15 protein-coding genes are annotated in these 18,608 nt (G+C 63.7%); 2 read left to right on the top strand and 13 right to left on the bottom strand.

From position 1 onward, the window contains the following. Nucleotides 1–167: 167 nt before the first annotated feature. From V8V93_RS14770 to carB, 7 genes are all read right to left on the bottom strand, one after another. On the bottom strand, nucleotides 168–506 hold the full coding sequence (locus V8V93_RS14770; RefSeq protein ID WP_338667361.1) for a phenylpyruvate tautomerase MIF-related protein: 339 nt from the start codon (nucleotides 504–506) through the stop codon (nucleotides 168–170). Between the two features lie 8 nt (nucleotides 507–514). Further along, entirely contained in the window at nucleotides 515–1,297 is a 783-nt protein-coding gene (locus V8V93_RS14775) for a PhzF family phenazine biosynthesis protein (protein WP_338667362.1), read from the bottom strand. A 15-nt stretch (nucleotides 1,298–1,312) separates the two neighbouring features. Beyond that, on the bottom strand, nucleotides 1,313–3,661 hold the full coding sequence (locus V8V93_RS14780) for a penicillin-binding protein 1A (protein ID WP_338667363.1): 2,349 nt from the start codon (nucleotides 3,659–3,661) through the stop codon (nucleotides 1,313–1,315). A gap of 10 nt (nucleotides 3,662–3,671) precedes the next feature. Beyond that, the gene (locus V8V93_RS14785) at nucleotides 3,672–4,235 is read right to left on the bottom strand and encodes a YkgJ family cysteine cluster protein (RefSeq protein ID WP_338667364.1); all 564 of its coding nucleotides are present in this window, start codon (nucleotides 4,233–4,235) and stop codon (nucleotides 3,672–3,674) included. Further along, on the bottom strand, nucleotides 4,235–5,248 hold the full coding sequence (locus V8V93_RS14790) for a KpsF/GutQ family sugar-phosphate isomerase (RefSeq protein WP_338667365.1): 1,014 nt from the start codon (nucleotides 5,246–5,248) through the stop codon (nucleotides 4,235–4,237). Before V8V93_RS14790 ends, V8V93_RS14785 begins: the two co-directional genes overlap by 1 nt. A gap of 124 nt (nucleotides 5,249–5,372) precedes the next feature. Then, nucleotides 5,373–6,785, bottom strand: a complete 1,413-nt coding sequence (purF, locus tag V8V93_RS14795) for an amidophosphoribosyltransferase (RefSeq protein ID WP_338667366.1) — start codon at nucleotides 6,783–6,785, stop codon at nucleotides 5,373–5,375. Nucleotides 6,786–6,814: 29 nt separating this feature from the next. Then, nucleotides 6,815–10,048: a carbamoyl-phosphate synthase large subunit gene (gene carB / locus V8V93_RS14800; RefSeq protein ID WP_338667367.1), complete on the bottom strand. Its 3,234-nt coding sequence runs from the start codon at nucleotides 10,046–10,048 to the stop codon at nucleotides 6,815–6,817. 322 nt (nucleotides 10,049–10,370) lie between these two features. On the opposite strand from carB, the gene V8V93_RS14805 reads away from it, so the two are divergent. Continuing rightward, complete coding sequence (locus V8V93_RS14805; protein ID WP_338667368.1) at nucleotides 10,371–10,652, top strand: FeoA family protein; 282 nt, start codon at nucleotides 10,371–10,373, stop codon at nucleotides 10,650–10,652. Between the two features lie 142 nt (nucleotides 10,653–10,794). Further along, complete coding sequence (locus tag V8V93_RS14810; protein WP_338667369.1) at nucleotides 10,795–11,745, top strand: YbgA family protein; 951 nt, start codon at nucleotides 10,795–10,797, stop codon at nucleotides 11,743–11,745. 57 nt (nucleotides 11,746–11,802) lie between these two features. On the opposite strand, the gene V8V93_RS14815 is transcribed toward V8V93_RS14810, so the two are convergent. From V8V93_RS14815 to V8V93_RS14840, 6 genes are all read right to left on the bottom strand, one after another. Further along, entirely contained in the window at nucleotides 11,803–12,561 is a 759-nt protein-coding gene (locus tag V8V93_RS14815) for a hypothetical protein (RefSeq protein WP_338667370.1), read from the bottom strand. Nucleotides 12,562–13,016: 455 nt separating this feature from the next. Next, nucleotides 13,017–14,954 (bottom strand): methionine--tRNA ligase, encoded by a 1,938-nt coding sequence (metG, locus tag V8V93_RS14820; RefSeq protein WP_338667372.1) that lies wholly within the window; start codon nucleotides 14,952–14,954, stop codon nucleotides 13,017–13,019. A gap of 45 nt (nucleotides 14,955–14,999) precedes the next feature. After that, complete coding sequence (ricT, locus tag V8V93_RS14825) at nucleotides 15,000–16,148, bottom strand: regulatory iron-sulfur-containing complex subunit RicT (RefSeq protein WP_338667373.1); 1,149 nt, start codon at nucleotides 16,146–16,148, stop codon at nucleotides 15,000–15,002. A 179-nt stretch (nucleotides 16,149–16,327) separates the two neighbouring features. Beyond that, complete coding sequence (locus V8V93_RS14830; protein WP_338667374.1) at nucleotides 16,328–16,723, bottom strand: response regulator; 396 nt, start codon at nucleotides 16,721–16,723, stop codon at nucleotides 16,328–16,330. 110 nt (nucleotides 16,724–16,833) lie between these two features. Continuing rightward, a complete protein-coding gene (locus V8V93_RS14835) occupies nucleotides 16,834–17,715 on the bottom strand; it encodes an MBL fold metallo-hydrolase (protein WP_338667375.1) in 882 nt (293 codons plus the stop codon). Next, the gene (locus V8V93_RS14840; protein WP_338667376.1) at nucleotides 17,715–18,578 is read right to left on the bottom strand and encodes an HDOD domain-containing protein; all 864 of its coding nucleotides are present in this window, start codon (nucleotides 18,576–18,578) and stop codon (nucleotides 17,715–17,717) included. Before V8V93_RS14840 ends, V8V93_RS14835 begins: the two co-directional genes overlap by 1 nt. Between the last annotated feature and the right edge of the window lie 30 nt (nucleotides 18,579–18,608).

The following is an 18,608-nucleotide window of genomic DNA, read 5'->3' on the forward strand; positions in this document are numbered from 1 at the left end:
AATATTTAACTATATCGGAATGATAGTCGCGCAACGTTGCGCAAGATCGCGTTGCGCAACACTTTATCCGATTCAGCGGCGCTCGGTGACGATGGGAGCGGGAAGCCCCGGCGAAAAACGGCCGTGCGGCGACCGGGTGCGAAGGGAGGAGGGCTGGCCGGGGACGCCTAGAACGTCCCGCCGTCCCAGCCGAAGAGGTGCCGTTGGATATTACCGAAGGCGATGTACACGCGATTGGCCGGGACGGACAACTCCCGGTTCAGGAACCCGCAGATGGCAGCGGAGAATTCGGTAGTCCGGTCCTCGGGCAGGCCGATGGAGTCAAGGGTGACGAAGGCTGCCGGGTCGGCGGTGCCGCCGAAGAGCAGCTTCTTGCCCGGTTCGATCACGGCCAGGACGTAGGACTCGGGCTTGCCGAGCATGTCTGCGGCCAGGGCGGAGACCCCCTTGAGGCAGGCGGTCTCGTCGGGAACGGAAACGTTGGTTTCCACTTTGATGAACGGCATGTCGCCTCCTAGAGGTGAATGGTTCCGGTCATGTAGGTCACGGCGTTGCCGGATATCTTGACCCGGTCGCCGAGGTATTCGCAACGCATGGAGCCGCCGCGCTTGGAGGCCTGGTAGGCGTGGAACGTGGACTTGCCCAGGCGCTCCGCCCAGTACGGGACCAGGGTACAGTGGGCCGAGCCGGTGACCGGGTCCTCGGGGATGGAGTCGCCGGACACGAAGACTCGGGAGACGAAGTCGTGGTCCATGCCGGGGGCGGTGCAGATGAGGCACAGCCCGTCCAGGGAGGATATCTGGCGGAAGTCGGGCCTGAGGGCCCGGATCTGCTCTTCGGTCTCGAACACGGCCATCATGTCGCGGCTGCCCATGTAGAGTTCGGCGGGCCGTGCACCCAGGGCCGCCGCCACGCGCTCGGTGACCTGGGTCTTGGCGCAGGACCAGGCCGGGAAGTCCATGGAATAGCCGTCGCCCTCGCGGTCCACAAAGAGCCGCCCGCTCTTGGTCTCGAAGACCACGGCCGGGTCGGTGTAGTCCAGGTGGCGATAGAGGACGTGGGCGCTGGCCAGGGTGGCGTGGCCGCACAGGTCTATCTCGATCTCCGGGGTGAACCAGCGCAGTTCGAAGTACTCGCCCTTGCGCATGAAGAAGGCGGTCTCGGCCAGGTTGTTTTCCTGGGCGATGCGCATCATCAGCTCGTCGGACAACCACTCGTAGAGCGGAATCACGGCCGCCGGATTGCCGGTGAAGACCTCGTCCGCGAACGCGTCCACCTGATAGAGATCGAGTTCCATGGCGCCCCCAACTACCTAGAAGGTTTGCTTGAACAGATCATCGGTCGACGCCGGTGCCTCTCCGTTCCCGCCATAGGGGCGCGCCGTCTCCGTGGGTTCGGAGCCCACCTTGAACGGCAGGAAAAACTCCTTCGTCGAGGACGGCGAGGCGAGCTTGCCCGTGTTGCCATCCACCTTGACCATAACAATTCCCGGCGGCTGGGTGAAGTCCTCATAGGGATAATCGTCCTCCACCTGCTTGCGGTAATCCACCCAAATGGGCGAGGCCGCGCGCGAACCGGTCTCCCACTTGCCCATGGGGGTCAGTTCGTCGAAGCCGACGTACACGCCGGTCAGCAGGTACGGGGCGTACCCCATGAACCAGGCGTCCTGCTCCTGGTTCGAGGTGCCGGTCTTGCCCGCCACGGGCCTGCCCAGCACCTTGGCACGCCAGCCGGTGCCGTTCTGGACCACCTGCTTCATCAGGGTGGCCATGATGTAGGCGGTCTGCGGGCTGATGGCGTCCACGGGCTCGGGTTTGGAGGAATACAGCTCGTCGCCCCAGGCGGATTTCACGGACAGGACCATGCGGGGCCTGATGTAGGAACCGCCGCGGGGGAAGGTCGTATAGGCCTCGCACAGGTTCATGGGGGTGACCACGGCGGAGCCCAGCGACACGGACAGGTCGTGCGGGAAGTCCGTGTCCAGGCCCATGGCCTTGGCCCGGTCGATGATGGCCCGAATGCCGATCTTCTGGGCGATGCGGATGGTGCACAGGTTCTTGGACTTGACCAGAGCGGTGCGCAGCAGGGTCGGTCCGTCGAAAGTGCCCTCAAAATTTTCGGGCCGCCACAGCTTGCCCTCGGCGTCGTTGGCGTAGACGATGGGCGCATCCAGGACGATGGAGGCGGCGGTGAAGCCGTTGTCGATGGCGGCCGAATAGACGATGGGCTTGAAGGCCGAACCGGGCTGGCGCTTGGCCTGGGTGGCCCGGTTGAACTGGCTGGTGGCGAACGAGTAGCCGCCCACCAGGGCGACGACCTCGCCGGTATCGGGCTTGATGGAGACCAGGGCCCCCTGGACCTTGGGCTCGCGCTCCAGGTCGAGAATCCAGGTGCCGTCCTCCTTTTTCGGGGCCGTGTCCACGGTCACCCAGACCACGTCGCCCTTTTTGAGGATCTTGCGGGCGTCGGTCGGGTCGGGCACGTCCTCGTGGCTCTTCTTGACGTCGGGCTCGCGCACCCACCACATGGCCTTGATGGGAATTTCGCCCTTGTACTGGCCGAAGCTGACCAGGGCCTTGTCCTTGGAGACCTTGGTCACGAAGGCCTTCATGAGCTGGTCCTTGGCCATGATGTTGTCCGTGTTCTGCGGGCCCTCTTCGAGAATCCTGGGCTCGTCCGCCGCGGTGAAATGGCCGATGGGGCCGGTCCACCCGCGCCGCTTGGCCGAGTCGATGAGTCCGCGCCTGAGCGCCTTCTCGGCGGCCTCCTGGTGCTTCAGGTCGCACGGGGTGGTCACGGTCAGGCCGCCGTTGTAGACCTCGTCCTCGCCGTACTGGTCGACCAGCCAGCGGCGGACCTCTTCGAGGTAATACGCCCCCACTTTCCAGGACGGGTCCTCCATGGACTTGAGCTCGATGGGCTCGACCAGGGCCTCCTGGTACTGCTCGTCGGTGATCCAGCCGAGGTTGCGCATCTGGCCGAGGACGTACTCCTGGCGCTGCCGGGCCAGCTGATAGTTCTGGTACGGATTGTACCGCGTGGGCGCCTGGGGCAGGCCCGCGATCATGGCCGCCTCGGCGACAGACAGGTCCTTGGCGTGCTTGGCGAAATAGGTCCGAGCCGCGGCCTCCACGCCGTAGGAGTGCGCGCCCAGAAAGATATGGTTCAGATAGATGGTCAGGATCTCTTCCTTGGTCAGGTAGTTCTCCAGACGGAAGGCGAGGATGGCCTCCTTGAGCTTGCGCTTGTAGCTGCGCTCGGAGGTCAGCAGCAGGCGCTTGATGATCTGCTGGGTGATGGTCGAGCCGCCCTGCTTGGTGCGCCCGGCCATGAGGTTGGCCTTGAAAGCGCGGACGATGGCGGTCAGGTCCACGCCGTCGTGCTCGTAGAAGGAGGCGTCTTCGGCGGCCAGAAAGGCCTTGGGAATCCACGGACTCATCTGGTCCAGGGTGACCAGGAACCGCTTCTCCTTGTAGAAATAGCCGAGCACCTTGTTGTCCTTGGCATACACCGTGGTCACCAGGGGCGGCTTGTAGTCCGTTATGTTCTTGAAGCCGGGCAGGTCGCTGGAGGCCCAGTGGTAGAGCCAGACGGCCCCGCCGATGCCCGAAAGGGTACAGATGAGAACGAATATGCCGAATATCTTGAGGAATTTCTTCATGTTCTATCCATCAGAAGGTTTTCTTGACCGGATTCGCGCCCTTGGTCGGGGGCAGTCCCCAGACCAGGCGCAACCGGCCGTACAGATCCTTCACGGTCGCCTTGTTGGTGTCAAGGATGTCGAGAATACGGGCCAGGGTGCCCCCTTCCCGCCGGGCGAGGCAGGTGGGAGTATCGAAATGCGTGACCGTGCGGCCCGCCATCCAAAAGGGAAAGAGACGGCAGTAATAGGGGCGCGCCTCCTGCGGGATCTCGCAGCCCAGCGGGCCGAGGAAGCGGCACGCGCCCATGGAGTCCACGGCCAGCCGGAAGTGCTCCTTGCCCTCCGGGAATATCCGCCGGACCAACGCCTCTTCGCCGGGGAAGAGGCGGCAGGCGTAGTCGATGAACGCCTTGGAGTTGGGCGACAGCACGAAGCCGCCGGTGTACGGCACCAGATCCTGGATGCGCTCCTTCTCGGTCTGGGACAGGGGAAAGCAGTACTCCTCCTGGCCCGTGGTGATGCGGCAGCAGGTCGGCCCTTGGAAGGAACAGCGCCTGCAGACGTCGGCGTCTTCGGTACGGGTCCGGGCCATCAACCGGCTCCCCCGCCGTTGCCGCCGGAAAAAGTCAACTCGCCCTTGCCGAGCAGGTCGTGGAGGTGGACCATGCCCGCCAGCCGTCCGTCGTCGCGGACCACGGGCAGGACGGTGATCTGGCTGCGCTCCATGAGGTCGAGCACCCGGGCCGAGGACTCCCCGGCCGTGGCCCTTCTCGGCGACACGGTCATGACCTCGCGCACCGGGCGGTCCATGTCGAGCCCCCCGGCGCAGACCAGGCGGCGCACGTCGCCGTCGGTCAACACGCCCTTGAGCACCGTGGCCTGGTCGACCACGGCCACCAGGCCGAGCCCGCCGCCGTTGAGGGTGGCCAGGGCGTCCTTCAGGGCGGCCTCCTCCCGGACCACGGGCAGGCCGTCGCTGTGCATGAGCTGGTCCACGCAGGTGGCCAGCCGCTGCCCCAGCGAACCGCCGGGGTGGAACCGCTTGAAATCGTCCTGGCCAAAGGACTTCCACTCCATGAGGCAGACGGCCAGGGCGTCGCCCACGGCCAGTTGCGCGGTGGTCGAGGACGTCGGAGCCAGCCCCATGGGACACGCCTCGCGCGGCACATGGACCTGGATGTGGATGTCCGAGAGTTCGGCCATGGGCGAGGCAGGGTTCGAGGTCATGGCGATGACCGTGGCCCCCAGGGACTTGAGCGTGGGCAGGATGGCGTTGACCTCGTCGGTGGCCCCGGAGTTGGACAGGGCCAGGACCACGTCCTCGTCCCGGATCATGCCCAGGTCGCCGTGGGCCCCCTCCACCGGATGGAGGAAGAAGGACGGCGTTCCCGTGGAGGACAGGGTGGCCGCGATCTTACGGCCCACCAGCCCGGACTTGCCCAGGCCGGTGATGACCACGCGGCCCGTGCACTCGGCCATGGCGGTCAGGGCCTCGATGAACGGCCCGTTCAACTGGTCGCGCACGGCCTCAAGCCCCTGGACCTCGATGTCCAGGACCTCGCGGGCCAGGGCCAGCCAGTCCTTGCGCTCGGATGTGCATGCCATGCGTTGTTCTCCCGAATAGGAACCGGAGCGGACGCGAAAACGCGTCCTTCCCGGCAGGCGGCCCGTGTGCCGCCCTCTCCCGGCCGGTCCCCATCGGGGACGCCGGGCGTTGATGATTCGCAGCCTAGCAGAATTCCTTGATGATGCCGGGCGTGGCCTCCAGACAGTCCTTGCCCATATGGTCGGTCAAGGGGACCGGATAGTTGCCGTCGAAGCAGGCCAGGCACCACTCGTCCTGCGTCACGGAGTCCACGAGCCCCTTGATGCTCAGATAGTGCAGGGAGTCGAGCCCCATGAAGCGGGCGATATCCTCTTCGCTGTGGTTGGCGGCGATGAGCTCGCCCTTGGAGGAGAAGTCGATGCCGTAGAAACAGGGGAACCGGATGGGCGGGCAACTGACGCGCAGGTGGATCTCCCGTGCGCCCAGTTCGCGCAGCTTCTTGACCCGGGCGCGGATGGTGGTGCCGCGCACGATGGAATCCTCGATGATGATGATACGCTTGCCCGTGATCATGGACTTGACCGGGTTGAGCTTCACCCTGGTGGAGAAATCGCGCATGTCCTGGGAGGGCTGGATAAAGGTCCGGCCCACATAGTGGTTGCGGATCATGGCCAGCTCCAGCGGCAGGCCGGACTCCTGGGAGTAGCCCACGGCCGCGTAGTTCCCCGAATCCGGGAACGGCATGACCAGGTCGGCGTCCACCGGGGCCTCCTTGGCCAGCATGGCGCCCATGGCCTTGCGCCGCTCGTAGACCACGTCGCCGAAGATGTGCGAGTCGGGACGGGCGAAGTAGATGAGCTCGAAGATGCACTTGCTGCACCGGATGGGCTCGGCGAAGCGGTGGGAGGTCAGCTTGTTCTTGTGGATGACGACCATCTCGCCGGGCTCCAGGGGGCGCAGATACTCGGCCTCGACCAGGTCGAAGGCGCAGGTCTCGGAGGCGAAGACGTAGTTGCCCGCCACGGAGCCGAGCACCAGCGGCCGGAACCCGTTGGGGTCCTTGACCGCAATCATCTTGTCGTTGGCCAGGATGAGCATGGAATAGGCGCCGCGCACCTTGTTGCAGGCCTTGCCCACGGCCTCCTCGATGCTCTCGGACTCGTGCAAGTACTTGATGATCAGGTGGGCGAAAACCTCGGTGTCCATGGTGGTCTGGAAGATGGAGCCGTTCTGCTCCAGCTCCCTGCGCAGCTCGTAGGTGTTGACCAGGTTGCCGTTGTGGGCCACGGCCAGGCGCAGGTCGCCGTGGCGGACCAGGAACGGCTGGGCGTTGCGGATGAGCGACGCGCCCGTGGTCGAATAGCGGATGTGGCCCATGGCGATGGAACCCTTGAGTTCCTTGCCCAGGTGCCGCTCGTTGAACACGTCGGCCACCAGGCCCATGCCCTTCTGTTCGCGGATTTTCTCGCCATCCCAGGTAACGATGCCCGCGGACTCCTGCCCGCGGTGCTGCAGCGCGTACAGACCGAAGTAGGTCATGCGCGCCGCCTCCTTGTTACCGTAGATGCCGAAAAGACCGCAATACTCTTTTTTCATGAAGACTCTCTCGTGTGTCCGGCTTCTCTCTAGCCGTAGTATTCTTGCAGGCTCTTCACTTGCAGCCCGGTTTGTCTGAGTTCACATATGGCCTGCACCACCGCGCGAGCCCCGGACACCGTGGTGGTGTAGGGGATGTCGTACAGCAGCGCATTCTGACGGATCATCTTGGCGTCGCCCACGGTCTTCTTGCCCGAAGGCGTGTTGATGACCAGGTCGAACGCCCCGTTCTTGATGTGGTCGACCACGTGGGGCCGCTGGCCCTCGTGGACCTTGTGGACCTTTTCCACGTTGACGCCCTTCTCCATGAGGAAGTCGGCCGTGCCGCCCGTGGCCGCGACCTTGAAGCCCATGGCCTCGAAGTCCTTGGCCACCAGGACGATCTTGGACTTGTCCCAGTCGTTGACCGACATGAAGACCGTGCCCGAGGTGGGCAGCTTCTGGCCGGCGGCCAGTTGCGACTTCATGTAGGCCAGGCCGAAGCTCGGGTCGATGCCCATAACCTCGCCGGTGGAGCGCATCTCGGGTCCGAGCAGGACGTCCACGTTGGGAAAGCGGGTGAACGGGAAGACCGACTCCTTGACCGAGACGTGGCCCCGCTTGCGCAGTTCCCAGGGCTTCAAGTCCTTGAGCTTCTCGCCAAGCATGACCCGCGTGGCCAGCTTGGCCAGGGGCACGCCCGTGGCCTTGGACACGAAGGGCACCGTGCGCGAGGCGCGCGGGTTGACCTCGATGATGTAGACCTCGTTGTCCTTGATGGCGAACTGGACGTTCATCAGCCCGACCACGCCCAGTTCCTTGGCCATGGCCACGGTCTGGCGCTCGATCTCGCGGATGAGTTCGGCGCTGAGCGAGTACGGCGGCAGCACCGAGGCGGAGTCGCCCGAGTGGATGCCCGCCTCCTCGATGTGCTCCATGACCCCGCCGATATACACGTCCTCACCGTCGGCCAGGGCGTCCACGTCCACCTCGACGGCGTATTCGAGGAACTTGTCGATCAGGGTCGGGTGCTCCGGGGAGACCAGGGCCGAATGGCGGAAGTAATGGTCGAACTCGTCCATGGAGTAGACGATGTCCATGCCCCGGCCGCCGAGCACGTAGGACGGGCGCAGGACCAGCGGGAAGGTCAGCTTCTCGGCGATCTCGCGGGCCTGGACCATGGACATGGCCGTGCCGTTGGGCGGCTGCTTGAGGTTCAGCTTGTTCAGGAACTGCTTGAACCGCTCGCGGTCCTCGGCGCGGTCGATGGCGTCCGGGCTGGTGCCGATCAGGGGCACGCCCGCATTCATCAGCCTGAGCGCCAGGTTGAGCGGGGTCTGGCCGCCGAACTGGACGATGACCCCGTCCGGCTTCTCGAACTCGATGATGTTCATGACGTCCTCGAAGGTCAGGGGCTCGAAGTAGAGCTTGTCCGAGGTGTCGTAGTCGGTGGAGACCGTCTCCGGGTTGGAGTTGACCATGATCGACTCCACGCCCATTTCCTTGAGGGTGAAGGAGGAGTGGCAGCAGCAGTAGTCGAACTCGATGCCCTGGCCGATGCGGTTGGGTCCGCCGCCCAGGATGACGATCTTCTTGCGGTCCTCGCGGACGTTTTCCTGCCCGGTCTCATAGGTGGAATAATAGTACGGGGTGTAGGCCTCGAACTCGGCGGCGCAGGTGTCGACCAGGTAGTAGGTCGGCTCGATGCCGAGCTCCTTGCGCAGGCTACGCACCGCGTCTTCGCTGGTCCGCCACATGGACGCCAACTGCGGGTCGGAGTAGCCGTATTCCTTGGCCTTGCGGAGCATCTCGGCCATGCCCTCGGCCTCGGCCGTCACGCCCTCGCGCTTGCCGAATTCGATGAGCGCGTGTTCCATGTCCACGATGTCCTTGAACTGGCGCAGGAACCACGGGTCGATCTTGGTGGCCTCGAAGACCTCCTCCTCGGTCATGCCGCAGTTGAGCGCGTTGCGCAGGGCGTACAGCCGCTGGGAGTTGGGCCGGCGCAGGAGCTTGAGGACCTCGTTGCGGTCGATGTCGCAGTTGTCGAACTGCTCGCCCAGGCCGGGGTGGCCGGTCTCCAGCGAACGCAAGCCCTTCTGCAACGCTTCCTTGAAAGTCCGGCCGATGGCCATGGTCTCGCCCACGGACTTCATGGCCGTGGTCAAGTAGTCCTCGGTGCCGGGGAACTTCTCGAAGGTGAAACGGGGTATCTTGACCACGCAATAGTCGATGGCCGGTTCGAAGGAGGCCATGGTCTCGCGGGTGATGTCGTTGGGAATCTCATCCAGGGTATAGCCCACGGCCAGCTTGGCCGCGATCTTGGCGATGGGAAAGCCGGTGGCCTTGGAGGCCAGGGCCGAGGACCGGGACACGCGGGGATTCATCTCGATGATGATCAGCTCGCCGTCCTCGGGGTTGACCGCGAACTGGACGTTGCTGCCGCCGGTCTCCACGCCGATCTCGCGCATGACCGCAAGCGAGGCGTCCCGGAGCCGCTGGTATTCGTCGTCGGTCAGGGTCTGTGCCGGGGCCACGGTGACCGAGTCGCCGGTGTGCACGCCCATGGGGTCGAGGTTCTCGATGGAACAGATGATCACGCAGTTGTCCTTCTTGTCCCGCATGACCTCCAGCTCGTACTCCTTCCAGCCGAGGATGGAGCGTTCGAGCATGATCTCGTGCTTCATGGACAGGGCCAACCCGTTGGAGCAGATCTGTTCCAACTCCTCCATGTTGTAGGCCACGCCGCCGCCGGAGCCGCCCAGGGTGTAGGCGGGGCGGACGATGATCGGGAACGGGATCTTCTCGCCCCACTCGCGCACGTCGTCCATGTTGTGGCAGATGCCGCTCTCGGGCATGCCCAGGCCGATGTTGCGCATGGCCGCACGGAATTCCTCACGGGATTCCGCCTTGTTGATGACGTCGATGTTGGCGCCGATGAGCTCCACGCCGAACTTGTCGAGCACACCCATGTCGGCCACGGCCAGGGCCGTGTTCAACCCGGTTTGTCCCCCCAAAGTCGGCAAAAGAGCGTCGGGACGCTCTTTTTCAATGATTCGGGCTACGGTCTCGGGCTCTATGGGCTCGATATAGGTCGCATCGGCCAACTCCGGGTCCGTCATGATGGAGGCCGGGTTGGAGTTGACCAGGACCACCTCGTACCCCTCCTCCTTGAGCGCCTTGAGGGCCTGGGTGCCGGAGTAGTCGAACTCGCAGGCCTGGCCGATGACAATGGGGCCGGACCCGATCAACATGATCTTCTTGATATCTGTGCGTTTGGGCATTCTGCTCGAAGTAGTTGAAGTTACGGCGGTATTCGAGGGAGGGGGTCGAATCCCTTCCCCCCGCCCGGCTCGGCACCGCCGCCGCCCGCCGGACAAGCAATCTTTATTATAAGGTTATCCCCCGAAACGCAACGGTTATATCCCGGTCCGCGCGGCTTCCGGGGGCGGCCCCGAACGGGACGGGAGACTGCCGTATCCATGGACCATAAGCATCCTGAAACGGTTGCCAAGGGGGGACCGGAAGATCGCAGTTTCCCATTGACAGAGGAGAGGTTGATACTTACTCTCAACCTCAACGCAAGATTTGAGGGAAAGTCCAGCGATGCAAAAGCCTTTGACCGAGTTTCCGACAGGGTCCATAGTTCGAATAGCCGGTATAGACGGTGGCCGCCAGGCCCGCGCCCGTATGCTGGCCATGGGCATGACGCCCGGCTGCCCTGTGACCGTCCTGACCGGGGACAACAAGGGATGCCGCGTGCGTGTGCGCGGCTCGGACGTGGTTTTGTGCTGCGGCCTGGCCGCGAAGATCCTGGCCGTGCCCGACGAGTCCGACGAAGGCCCCCGCTGCTCCTGCTGCCCCGGCCGCCAAGCCAGAGCCTCCTAGCCCCCCCTCTCCGTTCCGATTTTTCCACGAGGCCGCCCCAACCGGGCGGTCTTGTTGTTCGTCCGGCGGCCGCCGGGCGAATTTTGCTTGTTTCACGGCTCCGCCCGATGTTACATTGAAAAGAAGAACCATGGGAGGGGCCATGTCCGATAGCATCAAGATTGGCGTCAGCGCCTGCGTGGCCGGAGAAAGGGTCCGCTTCGACCGCACCCACCGCCGGAGCGCCTACCTGACCGAAACACTGGCCAAGCACGTGGAATTCGTGCCCATCTGCCCTGAGATAGCCTGCGGCATGGGCATTCCCCGCGAACCGCTCCGCCAGGTGGACTGCGCAGGCGAAATCAGGCTCATCGGCTACGAGTCGGGCAAGGACCTGACCGCCAAGATGACCAACTGGGCCAAACGCGTGCTCAAGGGACTGGACAAGGAAGGCATCTGCGGCTTTGTCCTGCGCGTGCACTCGGCCTCCTGCGCGGTAAACAAATCCAAGATCCACTCCACCGACGGCACGCCTCCGAAACCCGGGCCCGGCTTCTTTACCCGCCTGCTCCGGGCACACGATCCCCTGCTGCCCGTAGTCTCGTCCGAAGGATTGCAAAACGCCGCGCAACGCGAGAATTTCATCCGCCGGGTCTTTGTCCTGCACCGCTGGCGCGCTCTCACCGCCAGAGGGGTGTCCATCGGCAACCTGGTGGACTTCCATACCCGGCACAAGATGCTCATCCGCGCCCACGACCTGCGCGGCTACCGGGACCTCGGCCGCCTGCTCGGCGAAAGCACCCTGCACAACGCCGAGACGATCTTCGAAAAGTACGGCACACTCCTCTTCAACGCCCTGACCCTCAAGGCTACGCCGAGCAAGAACCGCGACGTGTTGAGCCACGCGGCGGGCTACTTCAAGAAGAACCTGGACGCCGAGGACAAGCGCGAACTGCACGCCATGATCACGGCCTATGCCAAAGGCAAGGTCCCCCTGCTCGTGCCCGTCACCCTGCTCAACCACTACGCCCGCAAGTATCGCGTGCCGTACCTGACCCAGCAATACTACCTCAATCCCGAGCCCGCCGAACTCAAGCTGCTCAACCACGCCTGACGAAAAACCCCCGCAACGACCGTCGCGGGGGCTTGCTTCATTCGAAAATATCGCGACCTAGGAAAAGGCCGAATGCTCGGGTTCCAGGCACAACCGCACGCCCTTCAGGTCGCCGCCGCCGGCCAGCCACGCCTTGAGCAACTCCCGGTTGCGGAAGACCACCGGATGCGGACAGCCGTACCCGGCCTGGTCGAGCAGCCCGGCCGCCTGGTCGGGATAATGCTTGGCCGCGGACAGGCAGGCCAGCAGGTTCAGGCAGAGTTCGTTCATGGGGAAACGCAGGGTCATGGCCTTGCCCAACGGCAGCATGACATCATGTAGCCGCCCGGCCCGGTAATAGGCCACGGCCAGGTCGAACTGGGCCGCGTGCAGACCGGGCAGCCGCCCGGCAATGGCCTCGCGCTCGGCCACGCCGTACGTAATCCGCTCGGCCGCATAGGACGCGCCGTCCAGGTTGCGAATGCGCACGTCGAACCCGTAGCGCCGGGCCCAAAACAGCCCTTCCACGGCCTCGTCCGGATTCAGGCGCATCTCCACCCGCTGGCACCCGGCCAGCCGCATGGCCTTGAGCAGCCCGTCCGTGGGCACCGTGTCCATCCGCGCGCTCCACAACACGTTCAGATCGCGTACGCGCATGTCCGTGCACATGGCCACCACCCGTCCGTGGTCCGCGAACATGGCCGCGTCCTCAAAGGCCAGGGCGGTCAAACCCCGCTCGCACACCCCGCGTTCCACTTCGTCCAGACACCAGCTCCGGTCAAAGCGGACAACACCGTGCGCAAAAGGAGGCTCCCTCCACTCGGTCTTTTCAGGCATAATTGTTCTTAATTCCACTCGCATACGCTATCCCGGCCGCCCGTTTTTTGACACTGCGGGCAGACCTGACAACGATTATTGCAAACACTTTGCCAAAAGGCGCGCCTCCGACGGCCGGGGGGAAGGGGAAAGGGAAACCCTTTGAAAAGGGCTTTCCCTTCCCCCGGACCCCCCATCCCCTTTTCTTCCTAAACTTCTTGTATGCGCGTACGCGCGTGCCATAGGTTGAGATAATACGTACCGTTTCGCCGGGCGAGGTGCGTACGCGACGAGTCGGCTAAAAACTGCACGCCCACCCGCGCCCGCACACCCTGCCGAAGGCACACAAAAGGTCCTGGAGGGGAGTCCAGAGGGGAACCTCTTTCAGAGGTTCCCCTCTGGCCGCCGGAGGCAGCCCAAACGAAAGGGCCCCGCTTAGCGGGGCCCTTTCGTTTGATATATGTCACGTACCGTGGCTAGCTGACTTTGCTGCCCGGGGGGACTTCCCCGGTGGGGGTGAGGAGTTCCATGCCCTTGTCGGTCTTGACGGCCAGGACCATGCCCTGGGAGAGTTGCTTGCGCAGCTTTCGGGGCTTGAGGTTGGCGACCACGACGACCTGTTTGCCGACGAGTTCCTCGGGCTGGAAGTAATCGGCCAGCCCGGCCACCACCTGACGCAGGTCCTTGTCGCCGGTATCCACCTTGACGAGCAGGAGCCGGTCCGCGTCCGGGTGCTTCTCCACTTCCTTGACCGTGCCCACGCGCAGGTCGAGCTTCTGGAAATCCTCGAACTCGATCTCGCAAACGGCCTCCTCGGCCTTGTCTTTCTTGGGGGCCTTCTTGGCCTTTTTGACAGGCTTTTCCGGAGCCTCCTCGGCGGGCAGCTCCACGCGGGGGAAGAGATTGGAGGTCTCGGCCACGGTGATGTCGGACTCGATCAGCCCCCAGACGTCCAGTTCCTTGGGCAGGTTGATCTTTTCCGGATCAAAGGTGATGCCGAGCTGTTCGAGCATCTTCTCGGACGCCTCGGGCATGACCGCCCAGAGATGCACGGCGATCTTGCGCATGTTTTCGAGGAGCACGTAGATGACCGTGGACAACCGCCCGGTGTTTTCGGCCTTGAACAGGGCCCAGGGCGCGGTCTCGTCGATGTACTTGTTCAGGCCGCGGACCAGTTCCCAGAGCCCTTCCAGGGCGCGGGAGAACTTCAGTTCGGAGAAGAAGTCCTGGAAGGACTGCATGGCGTCCTGACCGATCTTCTTGATCTCCGCGTCGACCACGTCCTCCACGTCCGGCCGGGGAATCTTCCCGCCGAAGTATTTGTGGGTCATGGACAGGGTGCGGTTGAACAGGTTGCCCAGGTCGTTGGCCAGGTCCGCGTTGAGGCGGCCGACCAGGGCCTTTTCGGAGAAGCTGGAATCCTGGCCGAAGGACATCTCGCGCAGCAGAAAATAGCGGAAGGCGTCCAGGCCGTAGGCGTCCTTCATGGCCAGGGGCTCGACCACGTTGCCGATGGACTTGGACATCTTGGTGTCCTCCACCAGCCAGTAGCCGTGCACGTTGAGATGCTGGTACGGCTCGATGCCAGCGGCCTTGAGCATGGTCGGCCAGAAGATGGCGTGGGGCTTGAGGATATCCTTGGCCACCATGTGATTGGCCACAGGCCAGAATTTCTTGAACTTTTCGCCATCAGGCCAGCCCAAGGCGGCCACGTAGTTGATCAGCGCGTCGAACCATACGTAGGTCACGTAGTCGGTATCGAACGGCAGCTCGATGCCCCAGGTCAGGCGGGACTTGGGCCGGGAGATGCACAGGTCTTCGAGCTCGCCGGACTCGAGCAGGGAGACGACCTCGTTGCGGTAGCGCTCGGGACGGATGAAGTCGGGGTGCTTGTTGATATGGTCCAGGAGCCAGTCGCGGTACTTGGACATCTTGAAGAAGTAGTTCTTCTCCGCGATGTACTCGGGCTTGGTCTGGTGGTCCGGGCACAACCCGTTGACCAGTTCCTTCTCGGTATAGAACCGCTCGCAGCCGAAGCAGTAGTGGCCGCCGTACTCGCCGAAGTAGATGTCTCCGGCGTCATAGACCTTCTGCAGGATCTGCTGGACGACTTCCATGTGCCTGGGCTCGGTGGTCCGGATGAAGTCGTTGTTGGAAATGTTCATGTTCGGCCAGAGGTCCTTGAAGAGCTTGCTGATGGTGTCAACATACTCCTGGGGCGTCTGGCCGTTGCTTTCCGCGGCCTGGACGATCTTGTCGCCGTGTTCGTCGGTGCCGGTCAGAAAGTAGGTCTCCTCGCCCATGAGCCGATGGAAGCGATTCAGGGAATCGGCCACCGTGGTGGTGTACGCGTGGCCCAGGTGGGGCTTGGCGTTCACGTAGTAAATGGGCGTGGTGATGTAAAAGCGTTGCAAATCGAATTCTCCTTGTCGTGAAGAAAGCGGCCGCCCGGACGGGCGTTACTTCTTGGGAGGCCTGCGCCTGCGCCTTCTGGGCCTGCGGCCGCGCTTGGACTTGGCGTCGCCCGCCTCCCCGCCTTCGGGGCCGAAGGCCGCCTGTTCGGGCCGTGCTTCCGGAGCGTCCGCCTTGTGCGGAGCTTCCTTGCGGGGGCGGCGCTTACGGTCGTCCCGTGCCGGTTTGGCTTCCCGTGCGCGGGGCGGAGTATCGGAGCCGGACGGACCGGACTCGTCGGATTGCGGACCGCCGGAGTCGGGCCGTACGGGACGTCGCCCGCCCCTGCGGGCCTGGGGACCTGCGGACCGGGCCTTGGCTTCCGCCTTGGCCTCGTCGCTCGGCGGCTTGTTAACTATTTCATTCCATTCGTCAATGGAAACTTCCTGCTCTTCGAAGTTTTCGTCAAGCAGCGATAAGGATTTCTTGAAGAAATTGGAACGGAGGACCTTCATCTGCCCGAGCGAGGTCTGGTACTTCTTGCCCACGCGCGGGCACATGCGGTGGAACTCCTCGTAGCCCTTCTGCTCGAAGCTCAGGCAACAGAGCAGCCGCCCGCAAATCCCCGAGATCTTGGTGGGATTGAGGAACAAATTTTGCTCCTTGGCCATTTTGATGGTCACGGGCACGAACTTGCGCATGAACCGCCTGCAACAGCACATCTGGCCGCAGTTGCCGATGGCCCCGAGCATCTGGGTCTCGTGGCGTACGCCGATCTGGCGCAACTCGATGCGGGTGCGGTACTCCTTGACCAGGTCCTTGATCAGCTCGCGGAAATCGATGCGGCCGGGCGCGGTAAAGTAGAAGACCATCTTGGAGCGATCGAAAAAGACCTCCACGTCCACCAGCTTCATGCCCAGCTTGTGGTTGTTGATGCAGGCGCGGCAGAACTTGAAGGCATCCTTGGACAGGGCCTCGTTCTCGGCCACGGCCTCCATGTCCTTTTCGTTGGCCAGCCGGTAGATGGCCTTGTGGCCCTCGGGGTCCTCGTCGTCCACCTCCTTGGGTGCCTGGCGGACGAGGATGACCTTGCCCAACCCCATGCCCTGGTCGGTCTTGACGATGACGTGCTGGCCTTCGCGGACTACGAACGGACCGGAGCCGAAGTAGTATACCTGCCCGTAGTCATTGAATTTAACACCAAGTGTCTGGCTCATGAATTCCTATCCTGTATAAAAGCCCCCCTGGTCGCGGGGGGAGTAAGTATCGAGCAAAGAGGCTTAACATATTAGAAAACGGCTCCAACTTCAAATCCGTTCGGAAACGCGAAGCCGGGTGCCGCTTCAAGGCACGGCACCCGGCTGTAATGTCTTCGAAATCGCTGGCGTTATCCGCTTCAGATAAGGCCGAGGCTCTTGATCTCGTCCATGAGCTTCTGCTCGTCGATGGGCTTGACCAGGTAGGAAGTGGCCCCGCCGAGGAAAAAGGCGTCGTGCGTCTCTTTCTCGTCCGCGAGCATGGTGGTGACGATGACCTTGGATTCGCTGTGCGGGCTGACGCCGTTCTCCTGCTCCAGGGTACGGATCTCGCGCAGGGCCTGCTGGCCGTCCAGTTCCGGCATGAGCAGATCCAGACAGATCAGATCATAGGGATCACCGTCGAGCAGGCCGCGCCGAAAGGCCTCGATGGCCTCCTCGCCGTTCACGGCGATGTCGCACTTGGCGACTTGGCGCAGTATTTCGTGAATCATGTTGCGGCTATAAAAATCGTCATCCACGATCAACGCTTTCATCTTTCGCCCTCCTGTGAATCTCATCGTCTTGAGTTGGAGATATGTTTCAATGTCACTTTCTCATGAAAAGCGCAACAGTTCGGCTGGGCCGAGACCGGACGGGCGGCCGCTCACGCTTGCAGCTCCAGGCCCTCCCTGGCCAGTTCGAAACGCACGCCCCGGTCCTTCCAGCGGGCCCGGAGCCAGGCGTCCAGCCCGTCCAGGTCCGCGTCCGTCCGGTTCACGTCGTGATGGGTCAGGACGGTCATCCCGGCCCCGACCTCGCGGGCCAGTTCCAGGGCCGTGGCCATGGAGCCGTGGCCCCATCCTTTTTTCCGCTGGTATTCCTCGGGAGTGTACTGGGCGTCGATAACCAGCAGGTCCACGTCGCGCAACATGTCCAGGACCACCCGTCTGCGCTCGGTGACCAGAGCCGCGTACGCCTCGAAATCCTCGTCCCCCGGTAAATATATGTTGCCGAACGGCTCATGGTCACCGGTGAAAAACAGGGTCCGGCCGTCGCAGCGCACCAGATAGCCGAAGTTCGGGGCCGGGTGGTTCATGAGCAAGGGCGTGACCCGGGCGAAACCGAGGTCCACGGTCTCGCCCTCGACCAGGGTGCGGTAGCGGATGTCCGCCGCGAGTTCGGCGGTTCGCACGGGAAAGAACGGGTACTCCATCTGCCGGGCCAGGGCGGCCTCGATGCCGGTCATGTTCAGGGGGTCGCCCGGTCCATGGAGGGTCACGCGGCTGCCGGGCACGAACAGGGGGAGAAAAAACGGCAGTCCGGAGATGTGGTCCCAATGGATGTGGGTGATGAAGACGTCGCAGGACGCGGCCCCTTCTGCCACCAGTTCGCGCCCCAGCTCGCGGATGCCGGTCCCCGCGTCGAGGACGAGCAGGCTGCCGTCGTCGGCGCGCACCTCGATGCAGGTGGTGTTGCCGCCGTACTTGATGGTCTGCGGGCCGGGAACGGGCAGAGACCCGCGCGTGCCCCGAAATCGGATACGCATCAGCGGGACTCCCCGAGCTTGATGAAGATGCGCGCGTTCTCAACCTCCTCGCCCAGGGAAGGCATGTCCGCGATGAGTTCGTCCATGGTCATGTTGAACCGGTGGCCCACGCCCGTGGGCAGCGGCTCCACGTCGAAGTTGCCCGCCGAGCCGAAGGAGAGCTTCTTGCTGATCTGATCGGCGGCGAACAGGCAGTCCTTGAGCATGAAATCCCCGCCCTCGCCCATGGAGTGGTGGGCGGCGATGACCTCTCTCAACTCGCCGGGCAGGTGCCACTTCTCGGCCAGCAGCCCGCCGATGTCCGCGTGGGTAGCCCCGATAACCTCCCGCTCGCAATGATGCAGAACCGCCCCCGGTTCGGCGGCCATGCGGGTGGCGGTCTCGAACCGGCCGGGCATGTACAGGGCGAAGACCACCTTGCCGATGTCGTGCAGCAGCCCGGCGGCGAAATAGTTGGCCACGTCGTCGCGGGAGACCCCGAGCTTGCGGCCAAGCATGGACGCGCAGGCGGCCACGGCCAGGGAATGGAGCCAGAAGGCGCCCATGTCCAGTCGGTCCGAGGCCGACCGGGGGATGGCCCCCACCGCGGCCAGCCCGAGGGCCACGTTCTTGAGGGTGTTCAAGCCGAGGTAGACGCTGGCGTGGTTGATGGAGGTGATTTCCCTGGACAGGCCGAAATACGGAGAGTTGACCAGGCGCAATATCTTGAGGGTGAAGACCGGGTCCTTCTTGATGACCTCCACCAGGTCCTTCTGGGAGCAGTTGATATCCCCGGACAACTCCAGGACCTGATGCACGCTCTTCGGGAACGCGGGCATCCGCTCCACGGCCTCGAGCAATTTCTGTCTGACGTCGTTGTTCATGCCTTGATCAGCCTGCTCCGGCGGTGCTCC

It is taken from the genome of Pseudodesulfovibrio sp. 5S69, from assembly GCF_037094465.1.
Taxonomy (GTDB): Bacteria; Desulfobacterota; Desulfovibrionia; order Desulfovibrionales; family Desulfovibrionaceae; genus Pseudodesulfovibrio; species Pseudodesulfovibrio methanolicus.